General features: G+C 70.9%; 20 protein-coding genes. 13 read left to right on the top strand and 7 right to left on the bottom strand.

Annotated elements, in window-relative coordinates:
- Positions 1 to 7: 7 nt before the first annotated feature.
- From ABD357_RS31220 to ABD357_RS31205, 4 genes are all read left to right on the top strand, one after another.
- The gene (locus ABD357_RS31220) at positions 8 to 1,915 is read left to right on the top strand and encodes an acetyl/propionyl/methylcrotonyl-CoA carboxylase subunit alpha (protein ID WP_344394371.1); all 1,908 of its coding nucleotides are present in this window, start codon (positions 8 to 10) and stop codon (positions 1,913 to 1,915) included.
- An 8-nt stretch (positions 1,916 to 1,923) separates the two neighbouring features.
- Entirely contained in the window at positions 1,924 to 3,057 is a 1,134-nt protein-coding gene (locus ABD357_RS31215) for an acyl-CoA dehydrogenase family protein (RefSeq protein WP_344394370.1), read from the top strand.
- Positions 3,058 to 3,144: 87 nt separating this feature from the next.
- Positions 3,145 to 3,879, top strand: coding sequence for an enoyl-CoA hydratase family protein (locus ABD357_RS31210; protein ID WP_344394369.1), 735 nt, complete (start codon positions 3,145 to 3,147; stop codon positions 3,877 to 3,879).
- Positions 3,867 to 4,472, top strand: a complete 606-nt coding sequence (locus ABD357_RS31205; RefSeq protein ID WP_344394368.1) for a TetR/AcrR family transcriptional regulator — start codon at positions 3,867 to 3,869, stop codon at positions 4,470 to 4,472. Before ABD357_RS31210 ends, ABD357_RS31205 begins: the two co-directional genes overlap by 13 nt.
- Positions 4,473 to 4,511: 39 nt before the next feature.
- On the opposite strand, the gene pdxH is transcribed toward ABD357_RS31205, so the two are convergent.
- Positions 4,512 to 5,186, bottom strand: a complete 675-nt coding sequence (gene pdxH / locus ABD357_RS31200) for a pyridoxamine 5'-phosphate oxidase (RefSeq protein WP_344394367.1) — start codon at positions 5,184 to 5,186, stop codon at positions 4,512 to 4,514.
- 316 nt (positions 5,187 to 5,502) lie between these two features.
- Here pdxH and ABD357_RS31195 point away from each other — a divergent pair, with 316 nt between their 5' ends.
- The 3 genes from ABD357_RS31195 (at position 5,503) to ABD357_RS31185 (ending at position 9,359) form a co-directional block, all read left to right on the top strand.
- Positions 5,503 to 6,603 carry a citrate synthase 2 gene (locus ABD357_RS31195; RefSeq protein WP_344394366.1) on the top strand — a complete coding sequence of 367 codons (1,101 nt, stop codon included), beginning with the start codon at positions 5,503 to 5,505 and terminating at the stop codon, positions 6,601 to 6,603.
- Positions 6,604 to 6,939: 336 nt separating this feature from the next.
- Positions 6,940 to 7,764: an endonuclease/exonuclease/phosphatase family protein gene (locus ABD357_RS31190; RefSeq protein ID WP_344394365.1), complete on the top strand. Its 825-nt coding sequence runs from the start codon at positions 6,940 to 6,942 to the stop codon at positions 7,762 to 7,764.
- A gap of 194 nt (positions 7,765 to 7,958) precedes the next feature.
- Positions 7,959 to 9,359, top strand: coding sequence for a PAS domain-containing protein (locus ABD357_RS31185; RefSeq protein ID WP_344394364.1), 1,401 nt, complete (start codon positions 7,959 to 7,961; stop codon positions 9,357 to 9,359).
- Positions 9,360 to 9,410: 51 nt separating this feature from the next.
- Here ABD357_RS31185 and ABD357_RS31180 read toward each other — a convergent pair whose 3' ends face one another.
- Entirely contained in the window at positions 9,411 to 10,166 is a 756-nt protein-coding gene (locus ABD357_RS31180; protein WP_344394432.1) for an SIS domain-containing protein, read from the bottom strand.
- Positions 10,167 to 10,473: 307 nt separating this feature from the next.
- Here ABD357_RS31180 and ABD357_RS31175 point away from each other — a divergent pair, with 307 nt between their 5' ends.
- Together ABD357_RS31175 and ABD357_RS31170 are read left to right on the top strand one after the other, a co-directional pair.
- Positions 10,474 to 11,166, top strand: coding sequence for an iron-dependent transcriptional repressor DtxR (locus ABD357_RS31175; protein ID WP_344394363.1), 693 nt, complete (start codon positions 10,474 to 10,476; stop codon positions 11,164 to 11,166).
- Between the two features lie 677 nt (positions 11,167 to 11,843).
- The gene (locus tag ABD357_RS31170) at positions 11,844 to 12,704 is read left to right on the top strand and encodes an alpha/beta fold hydrolase (protein ID WP_344394362.1); all 861 of its coding nucleotides are present in this window, start codon (positions 11,844 to 11,846) and stop codon (positions 12,702 to 12,704) included.
- Between the two features lie 66 nt (positions 12,705 to 12,770).
- On the opposite strand, the gene ABD357_RS31165 is transcribed toward ABD357_RS31170, so the two are convergent.
- From ABD357_RS31165 to ABD357_RS31155, 3 genes are read right to left on the bottom strand one after another with little or no spacing between them, the layout of a single operon-like run.
- Positions 12,771 to 14,378 carry a transporter gene (locus tag ABD357_RS31165; protein ID WP_344394361.1) on the bottom strand — a complete coding sequence of 536 codons (1,608 nt, stop codon included), beginning with the start codon at positions 14,376 to 14,378 and terminating at the stop codon, positions 12,771 to 12,773.
- On the bottom strand, positions 14,375 to 15,166 hold the full coding sequence (locus ABD357_RS31160; protein WP_344394360.1) for an ABC transporter ATP-binding protein: 792 nt from the start codon (positions 15,164 to 15,166) through the stop codon (positions 14,375 to 14,377). The genes ABD357_RS31165 and ABD357_RS31160 overlap by 4 nt, the downstream gene beginning before the upstream one ends.
- A gap of 36 nt (positions 15,167 to 15,202) precedes the next feature.
- Positions 15,203 to 15,874 (bottom strand): bifunctional DNA primase/polymerase, encoded by a 672-nt coding sequence (locus ABD357_RS31155; protein ID WP_344394359.1) that lies wholly within the window; start codon positions 15,872 to 15,874, stop codon positions 15,203 to 15,205.
- Positions 15,875 to 16,198: 324 nt separating this feature from the next.
- Here ABD357_RS31155 and ABD357_RS31150 point away from each other — a divergent pair, with 324 nt between their 5' ends.
- Both ABD357_RS31150 and ABD357_RS31145 read left to right on the top strand, forming a co-directional pair.
- Entirely contained in the window at positions 16,199 to 17,584 is a 1,386-nt protein-coding gene (locus ABD357_RS31150) for an NsdA family TPR-like regulatory protein (RefSeq protein ID WP_344394358.1), read from the top strand.
- A 148-nt stretch (positions 17,585 to 17,732) separates the two neighbouring features.
- A complete protein-coding gene (locus ABD357_RS31145; protein WP_344394357.1) occupies positions 17,733 to 19,787 on the top strand; it encodes a hypothetical protein in 2,055 nt (684 codons plus the stop codon).
- Between the two features lie 103 nt (positions 19,788 to 19,890).
- On the opposite strand, the gene ABD357_RS31140 is transcribed toward ABD357_RS31145, so the two are convergent.
- A complete protein-coding gene (locus ABD357_RS31140) occupies positions 19,891 to 21,177 on the bottom strand; it encodes an ABC transporter substrate-binding protein (protein ID WP_344394356.1) in 1,287 nt (428 codons plus the stop codon).
- 118 nt (positions 21,178 to 21,295) lie between these two features.
- Between ABD357_RS31140 and ABD357_RS31135 the strand changes: the two genes are divergently transcribed.
- A complete protein-coding gene (locus ABD357_RS31135) occupies positions 21,296 to 21,796 on the top strand; it encodes an SCO4402 family protein (RefSeq protein WP_344394355.1) in 501 nt (166 codons plus the stop codon).
- A 152-nt stretch (positions 21,797 to 21,948) separates the two neighbouring features.
- Positions 21,949 to 22,842: a formyltetrahydrofolate deformylase gene (gene purU, locus ABD357_RS31130; RefSeq protein ID WP_344394354.1), complete on the top strand. Its 894-nt coding sequence runs from the start codon at positions 21,949 to 21,951 to the stop codon at positions 22,840 to 22,842.
- Between the two features lie 21 nt (positions 22,843 to 22,863).
- Here the strand turns inward: purU and ABD357_RS31125 are convergent, their stop codons facing one another.
- The gene (locus tag ABD357_RS31125; protein ID WP_425585086.1) at positions 22,864 to 24,153 is read right to left on the bottom strand and encodes an MDMPI N domain containing protein; all 1,290 of its coding nucleotides are present in this window, start codon (positions 24,151 to 24,153) and stop codon (positions 22,864 to 22,866) included.
- Between the last annotated feature and the right edge of the window lie 103 nt (positions 24,154 to 24,256).

The raw sequence follows: 24,256 nt of genomic DNA, 5'->3' as shown, positions 1-24,256 counted from the left end.
AACACCCGTGATTTCCAGTGTGCTGGTCGCCAACCGGGGCGAGATCGCCTGCCGAGTCTTCCGCACCTGCCGTGAGTTGGGAATCCGAACGGTCGCCGTGTACTCGGACGCCGACGAAAACGCCCTCCACACGCGCGTGGCCGACGCGGCGGTACGGCTCCCCGGTGCGGCGCCTTCGGAGACGTATCTGCGCGGCGAGCTGATCGTGAAGGCGGCGCTGAGCACGGGCGCGGACGCCGTGCACCCCGGGTACGGCTTCCTCTCCGAGAACGCCGACTTCGCGCGAGCCGTCCTCGACGCGGGCCTCCTCTGGATCGGCCCGCACCCTGAGGCGATCGAGGCGATGGCCTCCAAGACACGTGCCAAGGAGCTGATGGGGCTCGCGTCGATGGCCGACATCAAGGAGGGCGATCTGCCCGTCCTGGTGAAGGCCACCGCGGGCGGAGGCGGGCGCGGCATGCGCGTCGTACGCCGACTCGCCGATCTGGAAGGCGAGTTGGCGGCAGCGCGGGCAGAGGCCCAGAGCGCCTTCGGAGACGGCGAGGTCTTCGTCGAGCCCTATGTGGAGGGCGGCCGGCACGTCGAGGTGCAGATCCTGGCCGACACGCACGGCACGGTGTGGCCGCTCGGCACCCGAGACTGCTCCCTCCAGCGCCGCCACCAGAAGGTGATCGAGGAAGCCCCGGCCCCGGGTTTGACCTCCGAACTGACCGACTCCTTGTACGCGATGGCCGTACGGGCGGCCCGTGCGGTCGACTATGCGGGCGCGGGCACGGTCGAGTTCCTCGTCGCCGACGGCACGGCGCACTTCTTGGAGATGAACACCCGCCTCCAGGTCGAACACCCCGTCACGGAGGCGGTGTTCGGGATCGACCTGGTGGCCCTCCAGATCCGGGTCGCCGAAGGCGCACCCCTCGAAAGCGACCCTCCACGCGCGCGTGGCCACGCCGTCGAGGCCCGCCTCTACGCAGAGGACCCGGCGAACGGCTGGACCCCGCAGACCGGCACCCTGCACCGCCTCACCGTCCCCGACGTCCGCCTGGACACCGGCTACTCGGACGGCGACGAGATCGGCGTCCACTACGACCCGATGCTCGCCAAGGCCGTCGCCTACGCCCCCACGCGCACGGAGGCCCTGCGCAAGCTCGCGGGCGCCCTGGAGAGGGCGACGATCCACGGTCCGGTCACCAACAGGGACCTCCTCGTACGCTCGCTCAGGCACCCGGAGTTCGCGACGGCCCGCATGGACACGGGCTTCTACGACCGGCACCTGACGGAGCTGACCAGCCTTGGGTCGGGCGACCCGTACGCCCACCCGTCTCCCACCACCGCCCTCAACGGAGTTGCTGCGCGACCACCTCTAGTTGCCCTGGCAGCCGCCCTCGCCGACGCCCACGGCCGCTCCCGCTTCGGCGGCTGGCGCAACCTCCCCTCGCAGCCTCAGCTCAAGCGCTACCGCGACGAGGCGACCGGCACCGAGCACGAGGTCCGCTACCGGCACACGCGGGACGGCCTGACCGCTGACGGGGTACGCGTCATGCACACGGCCACCGACCTGGTGGTACTCGAAGTAGACGGCGTACGGCGGCACTTCGAGGTGACGAGGTACGGCGACGAGGTGTACGTGAACAGCACCGCGCTCACGGCCCTGCCCCGCTTCCCCGACCCCACGGCCCAGCAAGAGCCGGGCTCCCTGCTCGCACCGATGCCGGGCACGGTCGTACGGGTCGCCGAGGGCCTCACCGAGGGATCCCCTGTACGGGCAGGAGAGCCCCTCATCTGGCTGGAGGCAATGAAGATGGAACACAGGATCTCAGCCCCCGCCTCAGGGACGCTCAGCGCCCTGCACGCAACTCCAGGCCAGCAGGTAGAGGTCGGCACCTTGCTGGCGGTGGTCCAGGACAACGAGCCCTGAGGAGCCCCATGCCCCCCATCGTGGAAACCGAAGAACACACAGCCCTGCGAGCAGCGGTCGCAGCCCTGGGCAAACGCCACGGCCGCACCCACGCCCCCGACGAACTCTGGTCGGAAACAGCCAAACTCGGCTACCTAGGAGTCAACCTCCCCGAGGAATACGGAGGCGGAGGCGGCGGCATATCCGAACTCTCCATAGTCCTGGAGGAGTTGGGAGCCGCAGGCTGCCCCCTGCTCATGATGATCGTGTCGCCGGCGATCTGCGGCACGGTAATCGCCCGCTTCGGCACCGACACCCAGAAACAGGAATGGCTCCCAGGCCTGGCAGACGGCTCTCGCCTCATGGCCTTCGGCATCACCGAACCAGACGCCGGTTCCAACAGCCACCGCCTCACCACCACAGCCCGCCGCGACGGCACCGACTGGCTCCTCACCGGCCGCAAGGTCTTCATCTCCGGCGTGGACAAGGCCGACGCCACCCTCATCGTCGGCCGCACGGAGGACGCCCGCACGGGCAGGCTCAAGCCCTGCCTGTTCATCGTCCCGCGCGAAGCCCCCGGCTTTGAACACCGCCGCATCGACATGGAACTCCACACCACGGAGTACCAGTTCGAGCTTACCCTCGACGACGTACGCCTGCCCGCGGACGCCCTCGTCGGAGACGAGGACGCCGGCCTGCTCCAGCTCTTCGCAGGCCTCAACCCGGAGCGCATCATGACGGCCGCGTTCGCGATCGGCATGGGCCGCTACGCGCTCTCCAGGGCGGTCGAATACGCCCGCGAGCGCACCGTGTGGAAGGAGCCCATCGGCGCCCACCAGGCCATCGCGCACCCCCTCGCCCAGGCGCACATCGACCTCGAACTCGCCCGCCTGATGATGCAGAAGGCCGCCGCCCTGTACGACGCGGGCGACGACACCGCCGCCGGAGAGGCCGCCAACATGGCGAAGTACGCGGCAGGCGAGGCCTGTGTGAAAGCCGTCGACCAGGCGGTGCACACCCTCGGCGGCAACGGACTCACGCGCGAGTACGGGCTCGCCTCGTTGATAACAGCCGCGCGCGTGGCTCGTATCGCGCCGGTGAGCCGGGAGATGATTCTCAACTACGTCTCCCACCAGACCCTGGGCCTGCCCAAGTCGTACTGACCAGCATGTCGCTGTGTCATCCGCGCGAGGAGGAACCATGTTCCGCAGCGAGTACGCAGTCCTGCGCCAGGAACCAAGGGAGCGCGCATGACCCTGGTGCGCCGGTCGCACGAGCGCGGCATCACCACCCTCACCCTCGACTCACCGGCCAACCGCAACGCCCTGTCGGCCGCCCTCGTCGACGAACTGGCGGACGCGCTGAAGCAGTGCGGCAAGGACGGCGACGTACGCGCCGTCGTCCTCACTCACACCGGGAACACGTTCTGCGCGGGCGCCGACCTCCGCGACCCTCCGGAGCCGAAAGCGCTCGTCCGGCTGCTGAGGCAGATCATCGAGCTGTACAAACCCGTAGTGGCCCGCGTCACCGGGCACGTACGCGCGGGCGGCCTCGGCCTGCTCGGCGCCTGCGACATCGCGGCCGCCTCCGCCGAAGCCACGTTCGCCTTCACCGAGGTACGCATCGGCGTCGCGCCCGCCGTCATCTCCCTGCCGCTTCTGCCCCGCACCGACCCGCGCGCCCTGGCCCGCTACTACCTCACCGGCGAGGAGTTCGGATCCACCGAAGCGGCACGCATCGGCCTGCTCACGGCGGTCGGCAGCGACGTCGACGAGGTGCTCGAACCCGTCCTCGACGGCCTGCGCCGTGCCTCCCCCCAAGGGCTGCGGGAGACCAAGCGGCTGCTCACGGCTAAGGTGCTGGAGTCCTTCCACCGGGACGCCGGCGAACTGGCAGGGCTCTCGGCCCGCCTGTTCGCCTCCGCCGACGCCCGCGAGGGCATGACGGCCTTCCTCGAACGACGGGATCCCGCATGGGTGCTGTGAACGCCGGGCTCGTGGACCGCGCCCCCAAGCAGGACCGCAGCCGCGCCACCCGGCAGCGCCTGCTGGAGGCCGCCGTGGCCTGCCTCGCCGAACACGGCTGGGCGGGCTCCACGGTCTCCGTCGTCGCCGAACGCGCCGGCGTCTCACGCGGCGCCGCCCAGCACCACTTCCCGACCCGCGAAGACCTCTTCACGGCAGCAGTCGAGTACGTGGCCGAACAGCGCTCCACCGCCCTGCGCGCCCTCTTCCCCGACGGCCCCGCTGACCGCCACGCAGTCGTGTGCGCCCTGGTCGACCTCTACACGGGCCCACTGTTCCGCGCCGCCCTCCACCTCTGGGTCGCCGCCTCCAACGAGGACCAGCTCCGCCCCCGCGTCACGGAGCTGGAGGCCCGCGTGGGCCGTGAAACCCACCACATCGCCGTGGAACTGCTCGGCGCTGACGAATCCCGCCCCGGCGTCCGCGAAACCGTCCAAGGCCTGCTGGACATGGCCCGAGGCCTGGGCCTCGCGAACCTGCTCACGGGCGACGGGGCGAGGCGGGAGCGGGTCGTCGCGCAGTGGGGGGAAATCCTGGGCGGCGTGCTCGACTGACCGCGCACGGACCCCTTCCCGCACACCGGCCCCGACCGCTCAGGGACTGAGCCGCTCCACCCGCCACCCGCCGTCGGAGGTCGCGACATAGCGCAGACGGTCGTGCAGCCGGTTCTCGCGCCCCTGCCAGAACTCCACCGTCCGCGGCTCCACACGGAAACCGCCCCAGTTCGGCGGCACCGGGACCTGCTCGCCCTCCGGGTAACGCGCCGCCAACTCCGCGTACGCCGCGTCGAGCTCGGCCCGCGAAGAGACCACCGTGGACTGCGCGCTGGCCCAGGCGCCGAGCTGGGAGCCGTGCGGGCGAGTCCGGAAGTACGCGGCCGTCTCGTCGCGACCCGTACGCCGTGCGACACCGCCGACGACGACCTGGCGGGCCAGCGCATGCCAGGGGAACAGCAGCGAGACGTACGCGTTCTCCGCCAGGTCGCGCGCCTTGCGGGACTCGTAGTTCGTGTAGAAGACGAAGCCCCGCTCGTCGTACTGCTTCAGCAGCACCGTGCGCGAACTCGGCCGGCCCTCCGCGTCCACCGTGGACACGACCATGGCGTTCGGCTCGTACACAGCGCCCTGCGCCGCGGCCTTCGCCGCCTGCCTGAACCAGTGCGCGAACTGCCCCATCGGGTGGTCGGCCAGCTCGGACTCGTCGAGTCCCTCGGCCCGGTACTGCTTGCGCATCAGGGCCGGGTCGAGGACGGGGTCATGGTCGGTCACGCGGTCATCTTGCCGTATCCCGATCGCCGCACACCGAGGAGTCCCCGGCGGGCGTGTGCTTCGTCACACGTGGCACTGAGTGCCGCGAACTCTCCCCAAAGGTGGCACCAAGGGATATCGTCCTGTGCCCGAAGCGGGTGAGCACCCGCCGCAGCGGGCATCACCGGGGTACGCACGTACGTACGGACCGCGAGTCCACCAGCGACCGTGGAACCGCACGTCGGCAACCCGCCCATCACTGACGTCCGCACACCTGGCAACCCCAAACGCAAACCCCGCAGCGCCATCCGTCGCACACATCATGAGGAGCCGCCTGATGTCCGACTTCGTACCCGGACTCGAGGGAGTCGTCGCTTTCGAGACGGAGATCGCCGAACCGGACAAGGAGGGCGGCGCCCTGCGATACCGGGGCGTCGACATCGAGGATCTGGTCGGCCACGTCTCGTTCGGAAACGTCTGGGGGCTGCTCGTCGACGGCGCATTCAACCCCGGCCTGCCGCCCGCCGAGCCCTTCCCGATCCCCGTCCACTCCGGCGACATCCGCGTGGACGTCCAGTCGGCCCTCGCCATGCTTGCACCGGTCTGGGGCCTGAAACCCCTGCTGGACATCGACGAACAGCAGGCCCGCGAGGACCTCGCCCGCGCCGCCGTCATGGCCCTCTCCTACGTCGCCCAGTCCGCCCGCGGCCAGGGCCTGCCCATGGTGCCCCAGCGCGAGATCGACAAGGCCCAGTCCGTCGTCGAACGCTTCATGATCCGCTGGCGCGGCGAACCCGACCCCAAGCACGTGGCCGCGGTCGACGCCTACTGGACGTCGGCGGCCGAACACGGCATGAACGCCTCGACCTTCACCGCCCGCGTCATCGCCTCCACCGGCGCAGACGTGGCGGCGGCACTCTCCGGCGCGGTCGGCGCCATGTCCGGCCCCCTCCACGGCGGCGCCCCCTCCCGCGTACTCGGCATGATCGAGGAGATCGAACGCACCGGGAACGCCGAAGCCTACGTACGCCAGGCCCTCGACAAGGGCGAACGCCTCATGGGCTTCGGCCACCGCGTCTACCGCGCCGAGGACCCCCGCGCCCGAGTCCTCCGCCGCACCGCCCGCGAACTCGGCGCCCCCCGCTTCGAAATCGCCGAAGCCCTGGAAAAGGCCGCCCTCGCGGAACTCCACGCCCGCCGCCCCGACCGCGTCCTCGCGACCAACGTCGAGTTCTGGGCCGCCATCGTCCTCGACTTCGCCGAGGTCCCGGCCCACATGTTCACGTCCATGTTCACCTGCGCCCGCACGGCAGGCTGGTCCGCGCACATCCTGGAACAGAAGGGCACGGGCCGCCTCGTACGGCCGTCCGCGCGCTATGTGGGTCCCGGCACGCGCGACCCGCGCGAAATCGAGGGCTACGGGGACATCGCCCACTGAGCCCTTACGCGCACAGAGCGCGGCCGCAGAACGCAGACGACCCGCGAGCTCTGGTCCCCTCCGAGGAGGGAGCCGGCCGGACTTACCGGCGAGCTCGCGGGTCGGGTGACTGCGTTGGATTGGCCGGCTGCGCGCTTGTCTCACGCGCTGGTCCGGCGCCGAACTGAGTACGACGGCGGGCCGCTAGCCCGCAGTCACCTCGCGTGTCCGGATTTCCGTCATTAGCCGAACCACCTCCTTTCCACGTACGCAGCACCTTAGGAACCGCTCGGACTTCGTTCAACCGGTTTTTGGGTACGCCACGAACCTGCGGACTCTGGGAGGGCGGGGCAGCGCATGCGCGTGGTGACGTGGAACCTGTGGTGGCGGTTCGGGCCGTGGGAGCAGCGGCGGAAGGCGATTCTGGCCGTTCTGCGGGACTTGCGGCCGGATGTGGTCGGGCTGCAGGAGGTGTGGGCCTGCGGCGGGGAGAACCTGGCGGAGTGGCTGGCGGACGAGTTGGGGCTGTACTGGACGTGGGCCGCTTCGGAGGCGCCCGGGTGGTGGCAGCGGCGGCTCGGGGACTCGACGGTCGACCTGGGCAATGCCGTGCTCAGCCGGTGGCCCGTCGTGGACCGGGCGCTGGTGCGGTTGCCGAAGCCTGACGGGGAGGACGACGGGCGGCTGGCGCTGTATACACGGCTGGATGCGCCGGGCCATCCGGTGCCGTTCTTCACCACACACCTGACCTCCCGCACTGAGGCTTCAGCAGTGCGGTGCGAACAGGTCCGGGTTCTGGCCGGGTTCGTCGCGGATCACCGCGGCGGGACGGCGTTTCCGCCGGTCATCACCGGGGATTTCAACGCCTGGCCCGACTCGGACGAAATCCGCCTGTTCGGCGGCTACAAAACGGCACCGGTCGTCCCCGGGCAGGTGTTCCTCGACGCCTGGGAGTACGCGGCTCCAGGGGCCCCGGCGGCCACTTGGGCCGCGGCCAACCCCTACATCAAGCCCGGCAACCCCGACGTCCGCCTCGACTACATCCACGTCGGACCGCCGGGCCCGGACGCCCTCGGCCACGTCCGCTCGGTCCACCGCGCGGGCGACGGCCCCGTCGACGGCGTATGGCCGTCCGACCACGCGGCGGTCGTCGTGGACCTGGCCTCAGCCCCGAACGGCTAGTAGCCGGCGCGGAGCCGAGGGGACCTGTGAGGTGCGTTTCTGGCGTGCAACGATTTTCTTCAATCTTGTGGGAACCCGGTGTGTGCTGCGTCACGTTCGAGTTGAATGATTACTAGTGAGTGATTCGCAGTGTGGGAACGGACGCGCGGTCGAACCGCGCAGGACACGCCGACACGACCTGCAGGGGGTGCCAGGTGAGTGCTTCCCGGCGTAGTGGGACCACGGACGAGCTGGGGCCGCAGGAGCCCGAGCGGGACGGGTCCGATCTGCTTGCCGCTTTGCTGGATGGGATGGACGCGGCGTTGTGCGCTTTTGACGCCGACGGTGTCGTGACCCATTGGAACCGTGAGGCGGAGCGGATTCTCGGGTGGAGCGCGGAGGAAGCGGTCGGGCGGCACGGGTTCGCCGGGTGGGCCGTGCGGACCGCGGACGCCGAGGAGGTCGAGAGCCGGCTGATGTCGGCGATGCACGCCCCGGGCCGGCAGGTGCACGAGTTCGCGCTGCTCACCAAGGACGGCGGACGGGTCCTCGTACGAACCCAGTCCGCGGCCGTGCGCGGGCCCAACGGGAAGCCCGCAGGGGTCTACTGCGCCTTCAGCGAGGTGCACGCGCAGATAGATCTGGAGCGGTCGATCGCCCTGAGCGAGGCGTTGCTCGAGGACGCGTCATGGGGCGTCGTACTCGTCGACGCCGATCTGCGGCCCGCCGTCGTCAACGCGCACGCGGCTCGCGCGCTCGGCATAGGGCGTACGGCCGTACTGGGGCGCCCTCTGGGCGAGTTGCTCGCGCAGGGTGTCGAGGAGCTGGAGAGCGCGCTGGCGCATGTGCTCGCCGAGGGGGCGCCGCCCGCGCTCGCCGAGATGTGGGTGACCGTGCGGACGCCGGAGGGCGAGAAGCGGCGGTGCTGGCGGAGCGGCTTCCTGCGGCTGTCCTCGCCGCTCGCGGAAGAGCCCGTTCCGCTCGGTGTCGGCTGGCTCTTCCAGGACGTGACGGAGAGCAAGCAGGGCGAGCAGGAGGCCTCGCAGCTGCGGTTCCGGGCCAACCAGCTGCACCGTGCCGCGCGCGCGGCGGCCGAGTGCGAGGACCCGGCCGAGGCCGCGGTCGTCCACCTGGACTTCTCGCTGGCCGGGTTCGCCGACCATGCGCTGATCGACCGGGTCGCGGGCGGCTCCGTACGGGACGGCGAGGAGACGGTACGCCTCGTGCGGGCCGCCGCCACGCCCTCGGGCGCTCCGGGCCCCAGCCTGCCGGCCGACGGACGTGCCGGACTGCCCGTGCGGTACGCCGAGGGGCATCCCGCCCTTCAGTGCGTGGAGCGGATCGGTTCCGTACGGGCCAGTGCCGGCGCGTCCGATCCCGAGCAGATCCGCGAGTGGGCCGTCGCCCGCCAGTGGCCGGCCGACGCGGTGCACGCGCTGTGCGCGGTGCTGCGCAGCCGGGGCCGGACCCTGGGCGTCGTGACGTTCCTGCGGGGCGCCAGCCGTACGCAGTTCGAGCGGGCCGACGCCATGTACGCGGAGGATGTCGGGGTGCGGATCGCCGCGCTGCTGGACCTGGCGGATGAGCGCCTTGTGGAGGGGCGGGAGCGGGGCTGAGCTGCGCCGCCGGCACCTGACTGCCGGTGCCGGTTCGGTGCCGGTACCGGTTCACCGCCGGTAGAAGATCCGCTCCGCGTACTCCTCGAAGACGCGGGCGTTCCATTCGTGGCCCCCGTCCACGTTCCCCGAGCGCAGGAGCGGGGGCTCGATGCCGCGGTCCGCGAGAGCGCCGGCCGCCGTGGCCATGACCGCCTGGAGGAGCGCCGACGTGACGACGCCGGAGGCGGGCGCGAAGGGGGCGGGGACGGTGTCGAGGGTGAGTTCCGCGTCGCCGACCGCGATCTTCGAGTCGAGGACGATGTCGCAGTGGTCCTTGAGGTACGTACCCGAGACATGCCGGGACTTCGTCTCGGAGGCGTACGCGACCGACGTGACCCCGATGACCTTGAGGCCCTTGGCGCGGGCGTTCATGGCCATCTCGACGGGGAGGGAGTTGCGTCCGGAGAGGGAGATGATCACGAGGAGGTCTCCCGCGCGCGCGGGGCTGGAGTCGAGGACGACGCCCGCGAGGCCGTCGACGCGTTCCAGGGCGGAGCCGAGTGTGGCCGGCATGACGTCCACGCCGACGGCGCCCGGTACGCCGAGCAGGTTCATGAGCGCGAGGCCGCCCGCCCGGTAGACGATCTCCTGCGCGGCCAGCGAGGAGTGTCCGGCGCCGAAGGCGAACAGCCGTCCCTCGGCGGCGACCGTGTCGGCGATCAGGGTCCCGGCGGCCGCGATGCCCTCGGCCTCCTCGTCCCGCACCCGCTGCAGCAGGCCGATCGCGGCATCGAAGAAACGCCCGCCCAGCTCGCTCCCACTGATCGTCACCGGCGAAGCCCCTTCGAAGTCGCGTCGCTGAGCCCGTCGGGGAGCCACTGAACCGCCGCCCCGCCACAGCCGTACTCCCCATCGTGCCGCGGATCACGTTGCGGTCTGGACCAGTGCGCTGTCAATACGGCCGATGAGGCCGGGCGCGGAGGCGGTCCCGTTCCCGCCACGGAGAACTCGTAACCCTCTGCTTTCGCCCGCGCGGCACGGTTGTCAGTCAGATGCGTCAGAATTGACGTCAGGGCCAGCGCACACGCCGGTGAGCCACTCAGCCTCCGGCAGATCTCATCAAGGGGCACGTATGTCCGGACTGATCGACACCACGGAGATGTATCTCCGCACCATCCTCGAGCTGGAGGAGGAAGGTGTGGTCCCCATGCGCGCCCGGATCGCCGAGCGGCTCGACCAGAGCGGGCCGACGGTCAGCCAGACGGTGGCGCGGATGGAGCGCGACGGTCTGGTGGCGGTCGCCACCGACCGGCATCTGGAGTTCACGGACGAGGGCCGTCGGCTGGCCACACGCGTGATGCGCAAGCACCGTCTCGCGGAGTGCCTGCTCGTCGACGTGATCGGTCTGGAGTGGGAGCAGGTGCACGCCGAGGCCTGCCGCTGGGAGCACGTGATGAGCGAGGCGGTCGAGCGCCGCGTACTGGAGCTGCTGCGCCACCCGACCGAGTCGCCGTACGGGAATCCGATCCCGGGCCTGGAGGAGCTGGGCGAGAAGGACGGCGCCGACCCGTTCCTGGACGAGGGCATGGTCTCGCTGGCCGACCTGGACCCCGGGACCGACGGCAAGACGGTCGTCGTGCGCCGCATCGGCGAGCCCATCCAGACGGACGCCCAGCTGATGTACACGCTGCGGCGGGCCGGCGTGCAGCCCGGCTCGGTGGTCAGCGTGACGGAGTCGGCGGGCGGCGTCCTGGTGGGCAGCGGTGGCGAGGCGGCCGAGCTGGAGGCGGACATCGCCTCACATGTTTTCGTAGCGAAGCGCTGACGCCGAGTGATCGGGCGGGTTAGGGTTCCAACCTCCTCGCAGGGTCGGCCGAAGGGGCGACTCCGGCGTGGGGAGGTTGCCCCGGGCGCCGATCGGAGGGGGTGGGGCCCGGTCGGTTCACTCCTGCCACGGGGGTGGCCGGACGCACCACAAGCATCGAAGCCATCGATGACCCGACCTGACACGACCGCCAACTCGCCTTTCTTTGCGGGCAGTTGACTGTTCCGAAGCGCAGCGCATTCATGGGTTGCGTGTAAGTCTGTCTCTGGGAGGAGGGGGGAGGCATATGCGCCACGGAATGTTCGAGGGCCCCGGCGCCCTGCGGCGCCGGGGCCTGTCCTCCCCTGTGCTGACCCGGAGCCCCGAGCTCTCAGGGTCATCCCCTGCGGACCGATTTCCCCGAGCGGCCCGCCTCCCGCTGAAGATCTCCCCTCGGCGGCGGCGGTCAATCACTGAACGAGGTCACTCGAACGAGGGGTGTTACCGTGCAGAGAGCGCATTTTCGAATGTGTATTCGATAGCGTGGTGACGGAACCACCGCACGGAGCGCTGGAACAAGCAACGGGCACGGCCAGCGAGCACAACCAACAGGAGCAGCGGCACGACGAGCCAGTACGAGCCCAGCGGCCACTCGTGCGGGACGAGCCGGCCGAGTGGATCAAGGGGGGTGCCAACGTATGGTGCGGCGCATCGACGTGACCGGAGCAGACGGCGTACGCCTCGCCGCCTGGGAGTTCGCCGATCCTCCCAAGACCGGGGAGATCGAGCGATCGCCGGGCGTGCTGTTACTGCACGGCCTGATGGGCCGTGCCTCGCACTGGGCGTCCACCGCCCGCTGGCTCTCCGAGCGGCATCGCGCCGTCGCACTCGACCAGCGCGGCCACGGCCAGAGCGACAAGCCCCCCGAGGGCCCGTACACACGTGACGCGTACGTCGAGGACGCCGAGGCCGCGCTCGAACAGCTCGGTCTCGCCCCGGCCGTCCTGATCGGCCACTCCATGGGCGCGCTGACCGCCTGGCAGCTCGCCGCGAAGCGCCCCGACCTCGTCCGCGGCCTGATCATCTGCGATATGCGGGCCTCCGCGCTCGGCGTGGCCTCACAGCGCGAATGGGAGGCATGGTTCAAGTCCTGGCCCGTCCCCTTCGCCACACTCGCCGACGTCCGCAAGTGGTTCGGCGAGGACGACCCGTGGGTGGAGCGCCCGAACCCGTCCCGTGGCGAGTTCTACGCCGAGGTCATGGCCGAGTCCGAGGACGGCTGGCGCCCCGTCTTCGAGCCAGGGCAGATGCTCAAGTCCCGCGAGACCTGGGTCTACGACGCCCACTGGGAGGAACTGGCCCAGGTCCGCTGCCCCGCCCTCGTCGTACGCGGCCTCGACGGCGAGCTCGGCCGCGCCGAGTCCCAGGAGATGGTCCGCGTCCTCCCCCACGGCCAGTACGCCGAGGTCGCCGACGCAGGCCACCTCGTGCACTACGACCAGCCGGACGCTTGGCGAGCTGCGATCGAGCCGTTCTTGGATGGAGTGCTCACCGGGTGAAACGACGAGTGATCAGGGGTGACGCCTCGGGTTCACCCCTGACCTATCCCTGATCGCACCTCTGCCTCACCCCTTGCTGACCGCCGCCAGAATCTCCGGCAGCCGCGCTGCCGTCCGCGGTGCGGCCAGCCGCAGCCCCAGCAGTGTGATCCCCGCCCCGTACGCGGTTCCGAGCGGCAGCAGCAGCCACGTCCAGTCCTCGCCGTTCGCCGAGACGTGCAGCCAGATCGTGAGTGCGATGACCGGTGCGCACAGCAGGGCTGCCGCGACCATGCCGCCGAAGATGGAGATCCAGGCGAGGCCGGCCTGTCCGGGGGCCACGTTCTTGTAGCCCTCCTGCGGGATCGAGTACGGGAAGCGCGCGGAGGACCAGGCGCCGGTGGCCAGCATCGTGCCGAGCAGCGCGAAAGACAGGCCGAGGACTTCGGGCAGGGCGGGCCAGTCGCCGAGCATCGCCGTGGTCAGGACGGTCACGAGGGTCGCGTACGGGAGCGTGATCAGCAGCAGCGCCAACGCCCGGCCCTGCAGCTCGACATACGCGTCCCGTGTGGAGGAAATGGTCAGCGCGACCATCCAGAACGCGGACGTGTCCTGCCCGAACTGGTTGTACATCAGGATTCCGAGCATCCCGGCGGCGAAGCAGGCGAAGTAGACCGAGCCGGTGCCCTGCAGCGCGTTGAACACCGGCACGATCAGCCCGATCGCGAGCGAGGTCACCCACGCGGCCTTCGTCTTCGGATCGCGCCACACATACCGCAGGCTGCGCTCCATGACCGTGCCCGTGCGCCCGGCGGGCAGCAGCCGGGACAGGCCGGACGAGCGGCCCGCCTTGTCCCGCGTGGGCTCGGCGGCCTGGAGGGTGGAGCCGTCCGGCGAAGTCATCAGCCGGGTCAGACTCCGCTGCCAGAGCGCCAGCAGGCCCACCAACGCTCCGGCACTCAGGGCGAGTTGGGCGACCCCAGTGGCGTACGAACCCTCGCTCACCGAGTCCACCGCGCCGATCGCCGAGGCGGGCGGCACCCAGCGCAGCACCTCGGCCGCCGGATCCAGTGTGGACAGGCCCGAGGAACCGAGCTTCTGCGCACCGAAGTTGACGAACTGTGCGCCCACGGCGATCACCAGGCCGCTCAGCACGGCGAGATCGCGGCCCTTACGGCTGGTAAGCAGCCGGACGTTGGCCGCGGCGACGGCCCGCGCGAGGGCCACGCAGATGAGCAGCGCGAGGACGATCGCGACGACCCCGGTGACGTACGCGGCCGCGCCGTGCGCCATCGCGATCACGGAACCGGCGAACATGCACAGCGTGAACAGCGGCCCGATACCGACCAGCGAGGCCACCAGCAGGGCACGCACGAGCGGGCGCGGGCGCAGTGGCAGCATCACCAGGCGGGTGGGGTCGAGCGTCTCGTCGCCACTGGGGAAGAACAGGGGCATCACGGCCCAGCCGAGCGCCAGGATGGCGGTGAGCAGCACGGTGACGCTCGCCGCGTGCGTGTTGCCGCGCAGCGCGATCAGGCCGATGAGCTGGAGCGCGGCGAAGAGCAGGGTGAAGACGATCGACGCGACGTACGCGGCCCGCCGTCCGGCAGACTGGCGCAGACCGTTGCGCAGCAGGGACAGCTTCAGGCGTACGAAGACGGGGGTGACCGATTCGACGGAGGCGGCTGTGGTCATCGGGCTCCGCCGCCCAGCCAGTCGAGGTCGGAGGCGGTGTCGCGGCCGTTCGCGCCGACGAGTTCGAGGAACGCCTGCTGGAGGGAGCGCTCCGTGCCGCGCACCTCGGCGAGCGTTCCGTGTGCGCGGATGCGGCCCGCGGCCATCACGGCGACCCAGTCGCACAGCGACTCGACCAGCTCCATGACGTGGGAGGAGAAGACGACGGTGGCGCCGGAGGCGGTGTAACGCTCCAGGACGCCACGGATGGTCTGCGCGGAGACGGGGTCGACGCCCTCGAACGGCTCGTCCAGGAAGAGGACTTCGGGGTTGTGGAGGAGTGCCGAGGCGAGGGCGATCTTCTTCCGCATCCCGGTCGAGTAGTCGACGACGAGCTTGTGCTGGGCACCGGCCAGGTCGAGTACGTCCAGGAGCTGGGTGGCCCGCTTGTCGACCTCGGCACCGGGCAGCCCCCGCAACCGCCCGGTGTACGCGAGGAGTTCCCGCCCCGACAGCCGCTCGAACAGCCGCAGCCCCTCGGGCAGTACACCGATACGGGCCTTGACCTGAGCCGGATCCCGCCACACGTCATGCCCGACGACCTCGACGGACCCCTGGTCGGGCCGCAGCAGCCCGGTCACCATCGACAACGTGGTGGTCTTCCCGGCCCCGTTGGGCCCGACCAGCCCGATGAACCGCCCCGCGGGCAACTCCAGATCAACCCCCGCAACAGCGACCTGCTCCCCGAACCGCTTCCACAACCCCTGTACGCGTACGGCGACTTCGCCCACCCTGGTTCCCTCCGTCATGGGGTGCACGATACGGGGAGAGGTCCCGTAAGCCGCCTACCCGCGGAGCGACCGCCGCACATCCCGCCCACACGCGTAAGCGATCGGCGAGATCAACTCTTCCGCATCAGGCAACCACCGATTGGCGGGCGTGGGCCGGCAGGCCCACTGAACCCGCCCGTGCGCCCCGAACCGGGTAGGCGGCGCGGCCACATACGTCCCCTCCCCGAGCACGTCCAGATCGAGCGAGGCGAGCGGCCACCCCAACTTCCGTACAAGATCGGGAACCTTCACACTCGCCCCCGGCAGCACGAAGAACTGCACCCGCCGATCCGGAGTACATGTCACCGGCCCCAGCGACAGTTCCATCCGCTTCATCCGGGCCAGGGCAAGAAACCCCGCGGTCTCCGGAACGGAAATCGCGTCGAACGTACGCCCCGTGGGCAGCAGGATCGAAGCAGTCGGCTGCTTGACCCACAGCCGTCGCGCGACGGTCGCACTGCCCGTCGCCTGCGTCGGCCAGTCCTCCCGCGCCGGATGCGCGCCGGGTGCGATGCAGGAGGGCTCGCCGCACGAGCAGCGCTGCACCCCGTCGACAGCTTCCAGCCAAGTGCCGGGAAACACGTCCCAGTGGCGCTCTTCGGCATAGCGCACGGCGATGTCCTGCAGAGTCTCCCCGCGCTGCTTGGGGATCCGCGCGGTTTCGGTGCTCGTGATCGTCTCTTCCATGCTCAGCTCAACTCCCGCACCCACCTGGCGTTACGGCCCCGACGTGCGCGGTGGGGGAGCACCGTTTTCGCATGTGGGGCGCATGGATGCATGGGTGGGGGCGCGCACGGGCAACGGCAGCGGGGGCTGGGTAGCCACGTGTGGGGGACGGCACCAGCCATTACGCCAGCAATCCTCATATGTCCCGCATCTTCGGTATGTCGGCGGGGCATTGATCTTCGAGGCCGGAACTTTTCGCTCCTTTCATAGAAGCCTGAGGTTGCGGCCGCTGAGGACACGTCTACTCGGTGCGTGGGCAGGCACCGCAGCCACAGGGGGTACGCCATGGCCGCAAGGCCGCTCGTCGCAAGGCAGCCGAACGAACGACTGCAGGCGCTCATCCAGGAAGCGGGCTGCTCGAACGCCGGGCTGGCCCGCCGGGTCAACATGTGCGGCGCGGAACACGGTCTCGATCTGCGCTACGACAAAACGTCCGTGGCGCGCTGGCTGCGCGGGCAGCAGCCACGCGGGCGGGCGCCGGCCATCATCGCCGAGGCGCTGGGCCGGAAGCTGGGCCGGACGGTCACAATCGACGAGATCGGGATGGCGAACGGCAAGAACCTCGCCTCCGGGGTGGGCCTGCAGTTCTCGCCGACCGTCCTCGGCGCCATAGAGCAGGTCTGCGAGCTGTGGCGCAGCGACGTGGGGCGTCGGGACTTCCTGTCCGGATCGTCCGTCGCCGCCTCCGCGCTCGTCGAGCCGAGCCGCGACTGGCTGATCTCCTCGCCGGACGCACAGGTGGCGCGCTCGGCGGGACCGCGGGTCGGGTCGGCGGACGTGACGGCCGTGAAGGCGATGACACAGGCGCTGGTGGATCTGGACCACCAGCACGGCAGCGGACACGTACGCCCGGTGGTCGTGCACTACCTGAACAGCGTCGTCTCCGGGCTGCTGGCGGGCTCGTACCGGGAAGCCGTCGGGCGTGAACTGTTCGCGGCGGTCGCGCGGTTGACGGAGCTGGCGGGCTATATGGCCGTCGACACCGGGCAGCCGGGGCTCGCGCAGCGCTACTACATCCAGGCACTGCGGCTCGCGCAGGCGGCGGGCGACCGCGGGTACGGCGGGTACGTACTGGCCGCGTCCATGAGCCACCTGGCCGCGCAGCTCGGGAATCCGCGGGAGATCGCGCAGTTGGCGCGGGCGGCGCAGGAGGGGGCGCGCGGGCGTGTGACGCCGCGTGCGGAGGCGATGTTCCACGCCGCCGAGGCGCGTGGGCACGCGCTGATGGGCGACGCACGGGCGGCCCAGGTGGCGTCGGGGCGTGCGGTCAACGCCATGGAGGCGGCCGACGACGCCTCCGGGGACGATCCGCGGTGGATCGCGCACTTCGACGGGGCATATCTGGCCGATGAGTTGGCGCATTGTCATCGGGACCTCGGGCAGGCCCAGGCGGCCGCTCGGAGTGCGGAGGAGTCCCTCGCCGGGCATCCGGAGTCGCGCGCGCGGCGGCGCGCGATCGGGTTCGTCCTGCTGGCCACCGCGCAGTTGCAGCAGCGTGAGGTGGAACAGGCCTGCCATACGGGGATGAAGGCCGTCGAACTCCTCGACACGCTCCGGTCCAACCGTGGTGCCGAGTACCTGGAGGACTTCCAGCAGCGGCTGGAGCCGTACCAGGACGAGCCTGCGGTACGGGAGTTCGGGGCGCGGCTGGATCTGCAGGCGGCTGCGTGACGGGGCCATCAACAGCGTTTCGCGCGGCGATTCTGTCACAAGTGCGCGGTGGGGCGAGGGCCACGTCCTGAGCTGCGTGGCATCGGATTGTGGGGACCCGGTAGCGTGAACCGACGATTCCGTAGATCCCCCATTCGTAGGAGTCCCGGTGACGCAGAACGGTCAGGGCGAGGAGCCCTCGCCGCGCCCCGCGCGCGAAGGCATCGTGCTGCCGTCCGACGGCAGCGCACCCCTCCTGCCGGACATCCCACCGGACCACACGACGCCGGCGGGCGGCCAGTCCTGGGACCAGCCCTGGGGCCCCGGCCGGCCACCGCAGTCTCCGCAGGGCCAGGGCCAGGGCCAGGGGGAGGACCATGGCGAGGGCCAGGGTTGGCCGGGCCCGGCACAGGACGGGCGTGCACCGGCTCCGGCCTGGGGTGCACCGTCCGACTCCGCGTCAGGCTGGGGCGGCGACCAGGGGCCGGGATACGGAGCCCAGGGAGCAGGGGGTTACGGAGCGCAGCCCCACGACCAGGCGCCGCAGTACGGGACGCAGAACGCCGACACCCAGTCCCAGTGGGGCGCCCCGCCGGCGGCGAGCGGAGAGGGCGGCCACCTGCCGCCTCAGGCCAACGCACCGGCTCCCCCGACACAGCAGTCGGCAGACACGAGTGGGCTCTCTCCACAGGGCCCGACCCCGCCGCCACAGGGGACGGAGGGGTACGGAGCGCACGGCGGCTACGCCCCCTCGTCGGACTTCTCCAGCCAATCGGCACCGCATGGCTCCGGCAGGCATGGGGCCCCACAGGGTCCCGGCGGCCCCACCGCTCAACAGGCGAACGGCGGTTATGAGGGCTCGCAGGCGCCGGCTGCGTACGGCACGCCGCAGGCTCCCCATGGGCAGGCGGCGCCACTGCCGCCTGCCGAGCACTCGGCACCGCAGATGCCGGGTGGGCCGCAGGCTCAGAGCGGCCACGCCGCGCAGGGGGCCGGCCCCGCGCCCCTTCCTCCCGCCGAGCACGCGGCGCAGCCGCAGTCGCAGGCCACCGCGCCGGGCAGGCACTCCGCGCCGCTGCCTCTCGCATCCGGTGCGGACGAAGGCGCCACCCAGTACCTGCCGCCCGTCGCGTCCGGGGCGGCGGGGGCGCCCGGCGATGAGGGTGCCACCCAGTACATCCCTCCCGTGAGCCCGGGTGCTCTGCCGCCGGAGGCCCCGGCGCCCTCCGCGGCCGAGGCGACGCGGTTCCTCGGCCGGGTTCGGCAGGGCGGCCCTGGGCCGATGCCCGCCGCGGGAGCCACGGCCGCAGCGGCGGGCGCCGGACCCATGCCTACCGCCGCCGACCCGGACGCCCAGGCCACGCAGTACATCCCGCCCGTTCCCGCGCAGCCCGGAGGGGCAGGCGCGGCGTACGGGATACGGCCGGGTGGGCCCGGCGACCGGCAGCCGCCGGCCGAGTTCGACAACCTCTTCCGGGAGTCGTCCGGCCCGGACGCCACGCAGCAACTGCCGCAGTTCGACCCGCAGGCGGCGCCCGGCGGACGCGCCGCCCGGCGTGAGCGCGGCGCGGCGGACAGCGGCCGTGGCAACGGCGGCAGCAGCCGCGGCCGCATACCCCTCATCGCCGCCGTAGGCGTGGGCATCGCCGTGCTCGGCATCGGCGCGGGCGCCATGCTCAGCGGCGGAGGCGACGACGGCGGCGACGAGAACAAGACCGCGGCCGCCACGGCCCCCACCGAGAAGGAGTCCCCGTCCGCCTCCGCCGACCCGGCCAAGGCGCAGGCCGTGGCCCTCGACAAGCTCCTGGCGGACAGCAACGACAGCCGTGACGCGGTGATCAAGGCAGTAGCCAACGTACGGGCGTGCACCAACCTCGGCCAGGCCGCGACCGATCTGCGTAACGCCGCCGAGCAGCGCAACGGACTGGTCACGCGTCTCGCGGGCCTCTCCGTCGACAAGCTGCCGAACCACACCCAGCTGACCGCCGCGCTCAACAGCGCCTGGAAGGCCTCCGCCTCGGCGGACACCCACTACGCGGCCTGGGCCGACCAGGTAGCCGCCAAGAAGGGCTGCCCCAAGGGCAAGGCCCGCACCACACCCCAGACCCGGGCAGGCAACCGCGAAAGCGGCACCGCGACCACCGAGAAGGCGAAGGCCGCTCCGCTGTGGAACGCCATCGCCCAGACCTACGGCCTGACGGAACGCCAGCCGACCCAGCTCTGACCTTCGGCGGTCGAGCGGGGGCGCCTACCGGGGTGGTGGGTTCGGTTCATGGGCGACTGCGGGCCCGTCGCCAAAAACGAACCCAACCGCCCAACCAGCGGAGCTAACTCACGTTCTCCAGGATCTGCGACACGTTGGTGAACCCCTTCCGAGCCGCCACCAACTGCCCCTCCCGCACCACCTGGAAGGTCACGTTCGAGTTGATCACCCGAGGAAACCCACTCGCCGCGATCAGATCCGAGAACGCCCAGCTCAGCGTCGGCGTCAGCCCGCCCGTCTCGATCTTCAGCCCGTCGTCGAGCGCCCGCCGCACCGTGCGCGCGGTCACCTCACCGTCGCCCAGCGACTCGACCGTCTTCCGCAGGACCTCGTATGCGATCCACGTGGTCTGCACGCCCGCGTCCGCGGCGTCGATCCGGTTGTCGCCGAAGGCTTCCTTCTGGATCACATCGCGCATCGCGTCCCAGCGCGCGTCGCTCGACGCGGGGTACCAGCCGGTGACGTACGACCCCTCGTACGTACGGCCCGTGGCGTTGATCACCGACTGGTCGACGCTGCCGAGCACGGTCGCGGTCCGCACCGGCGGGTGCTCGTCGGCGATGCGCCGGAAGGAGTCCATGAAGGTGCTGGTGCGGTCGCCGAGCGCGGGCACCACGCACCCCTTCTTGCCCGTGGGGTCGGACGTGGCCTGCTCGATGGCCCGCTCGGCATGCCGCGAGTACTCCGTGGCGTCCTCGGCAGCCCGCTGATCGCCGGCCTCCGCGTGCCTTCCGGCGGAGAGCCCGGAGTCGAGCAGCACCGGCAGCTCGTCACCGGCGATCGTGTCCGGGCGTACGAGCGTGACGGGGCCGCAGTTCTTGGCGAGCTCCCGGCCGAGGCCGGCCAGCAGCGCGGGCTGGCCGCCGTTGACGGGATAGGAGAGCGGGCTGGTGAACTCGTCGTCGGTGAGGCCGTACCCGCCTATGTACGGGATGCCGGCCGCCTCCAGCGGGGAGAGGAAGGAACGGCCGTACTGGCTGTACGAGCCCACGACCGCGACGACGTCCTCCTTGACCGCGCGCCGGGCGCACTCGGCGGCGCTCACCGAGTCGTTGCGCTCGTTGCAGGTGATCACGTTCAGCTGTTGGCCGTTGATGCCGCCGCCCTTGTTGACCCAGCGCGCATAGGCCTTCGCCATGGCGGGCATTCCAGGCTTGTTCGTCGCCTTGGTTTTCTCCGGTGCCATGGTCATGACGGTCACGGTGTCGTCTCCGGAGCCCCCCGTGACCCCGGAGACCACCCCGCAACCAGCGGCGAGGGACGCACACGCCACCAAGGCGCCCGCGGACAGCATGCTGGCCCTGATGTGTCGGGGGCGGAGAGAAGTGGGGGTGCTGCGCCTGCCGGTCATGAACACGCACGATTCCGCCACAATCCAAATGCCCGCGCGATCTTGGCTCAACATTCGGTAACGCGAAGGTGAATAGCGGGGGTCCGTGAGAGCGGAATCGGGCAGGAACGTACGATCGGTGACCGTGCAAGGTTCGGAGAAGTCTTCCCGTCACGGCCGCCGCTCATCCACCATGGGCGGCATGCCACTCAACGACATGCCGTGGTGGCGCTGGCGCAGCAATGTGCGCTCCGCGCTGCACATGCTCTCCGACCCCGGCTTCCAGCAGAACGTCTGGCTCGCGGGCGTGGACGGGTACGGCGACGTCACCGACGCCGTGTACCGCCTCGTCGAGGACACCTGGCTGGACAACTGGTCCGCCGAGAAATACGTCGGCACGATCTTCCGGGACTCGCAGGAGGCGGCGCTCGTCGACACCGCCGTACTGCGCGTGCTGCGGATCATGCACCAGGTGGGCCCGGACGCGCCCGTCTCCGCGTACCTCGACCACCAGGCGTGGCCGGAGGCCGTACGGGCCGCCCGGGACGCACATGTGCGGATGGCGGCGAGCGACGGGGAGGACCCGGACGCGCCGCCGCGCACGCTCGAGGTGCTCCGGATCATGACGCGGTCGGCCTGACCGTACGTACGACGGCACGTCCGCATGTACGGCCGCAATTCCAGCTGTATGTCCGTGAACATGTCCAGCTGTGCGTCCGTGAATGTCCAGCTGCACGTCCGTGAAGTGGACGTGTGCTCACCGGGTCATACCGATATGGGACCCTGGCCTGCATGACCGAGCAGTCCGTCCGCGGGGCCGAGCCCGCCGCCGACCAGGCCGACCAGTACGTGCTGACCCTTTCGTGCCCGGACAAGAAGGGGATCGTGCACGCCGTGTCGAGCTACCTCTTCATGACCGGGTGCAACATCGAGGACAGCCAGCAGTTCGGCGACCACGACACGGGACTGTTCTTCATGCGGGTCCACTTCTCCGCGGAACCGCCGGTCAGCCTGGACAAGCTGCGCGCCAGCTTCGCCGCGATCGGTGACTCCTTCCAGATGGACTGGCAGCTGAACCGTGCCGAGGACAAGATGCGCATCGTCCTCATGGTCAGCAAGTTCGGCCACTGCCTGAACGATCTGCTCTTCCGCGCCCGGATCGGCGCGCTGCCCGTCGAGATCGCCGCTGTGGTGTCCAACCACACCGACTTCGCCGAACTCGTCGCCTCGTACGACATCCCCTTCCACCACATCCCGGTCACCAAGGACACGAAGCAGCAGGCCGAGGCGCAGCTTCTGGAGCTCGTGCGCGAGGAGAAGGTCGAACTGGTCGTCCTCGCCCGCTATATGCAGGTCCTCTCCGACGATCTGTGCAAGCAGCTGAGCGGCCGGATCATCAACATCCACCACTCCTTCCTGCCGAGCTTCAAGGGCGCGAAGCCGTATCACCAGGCGCACGCGAGGGGCGTGAAGCTCATCGGCGCCACCGCGCACTATGTGACGGCCGACCTCGACGAGGGCCCGATCATCGAGCAGGAGGTCGAGCGCGTGGGCCACCAGGTCACACCGGAACAGCTCGTCGCCGTGGGCCGCGATGTGGAGTGCCAGGCGCTGGCACGGGCGGTCAAGTGGCACGCGGAGCGCCGGATCCTGCTGAACGGACGGCGGACGGTCGTTTTCCCCTGACCCGAACGCGCCCTGAGCCGACTACATCCGGCTCAGTGATGCCGCCGCGAACAGTACGTCCCTGATCGCCTCCCGGTCCCCGTTCTGCCCGGCCGCCGCCTCCAGGGGTGAGACATGCCCGGCCGCCAGGCGGCAGAACTCGACGCCGTCGAGCGCCACATGGGCCACTTCGAGGTCGGCGGACGCGAGCGCGCCGGGGGAGTCGAGCGGGATGAGCCACTCGCCGCCGCCGGAGCCCTCGATCTCCAGGCGCAGGCTGCGCCCAGGAGTACCGGCCGGGACCAGATGCCGCGCGCTGCCGGGTCCGGCCAGGCCCGCCTGGCGGCGGGCGGCCAGCGCGTGGGGCAGCTTGCGGGCGCCGAGTTCGATGATCCGGTGCAACTGCCGCGGAGCGGGCGGCTCGTACGGATAGTCCACAGCGTCCGCGATGTCCCCGGCGTGCACCCAGCACTCGAAGGCCCGGTCCAGCATCGCGTCCGGCAACGGCAGCTCGAAGTCGCCGTAGGACACGGACAGTTGCCCGGAACCTCCGGCCGCGAACGACACCGTACGCACGAGGCTGTGGCTCTGCTCGCGCCACGGTCCGCGTACGGATCGGGTGTGCGGGAAGTGCGCCGCCTGCCAGAAGGCCTCGGTGCGGCCCGCCGGGGTCTGCACGTCGGCGCCGATGTCGCCGAGCGGGTCGTCGAGGCCGAGGGCGAGGGCGACGAGGCCGTCGACGGCCAGCAGGTGGGCGATGACCTTGGCGACGGTCGTACGCCGGCTCGTGGGTTTGTCGCCCTCGAACCAGTGCAGCCGTACGGGCGCGTGCCACTCGGCGTCGCCGAAGTCCTGGAGCAGCGCGTCGAGACGGGCGGCCTCCGAGTCGTACGGGACCGCCCACTCGGGCACCGGGATACGGGGCGGCCGTCGCTCGAGGCACCCCTCGAGGACCCGGGTGCGCAGCCTCGGGTCCAGGTCGAGGCTCTCCGGCTTGTGCAGCAGCCCGACGGCCTCGCGCAGCCGCAGCGCCTCGTCCGCGCAGGCTCCGCAGAGGCCGAGGTGGTCCTCCACGGCCGCTGTCTCCTGAGGCGAGCATGCGGCCAGCGCCCAGGCGCCGAGCAGCGACTGGAGCACCCGGTGTTCGAGCAGAAGCGGCGCCGGCGGCGGATCGGGCAGCGGCAGCCCGCTGTCTTCCACGGAGGAACGCGGCATGGGGATACGCGGCGGCCCGTCCGGCTCCTGACCGTTGCCGGGTCCCTTGGTGCCGCCCGGCCCCTGCGGTCCGTCACCGCTGTCCCGGCCCGGCGGGCCGTTGCCCTGGGCACCCACAGGACCGTGGTGCTCGTCCTCCGATTTCGCGTGCTCCCCGTGCGGTTCGTGCTCCCCGTGCGCGGCCCGCACGTCGTCGTCCCTCTCGTCCCCGTCGTACGCC

Source organism: Streptomyces vastus, from assembly GCF_039532825.1.
In the GTDB taxonomy this organism is placed as follows: Bacteria; Actinomycetota; Actinomycetes; order Streptomycetales; family Streptomycetaceae; genus Streptomyces; species Streptomyces vastus.
The sequence above is the reverse complement of the archived record's forward strand: the minus strand, read 5'-3'. Positions and strand labels throughout refer to the sequence as shown.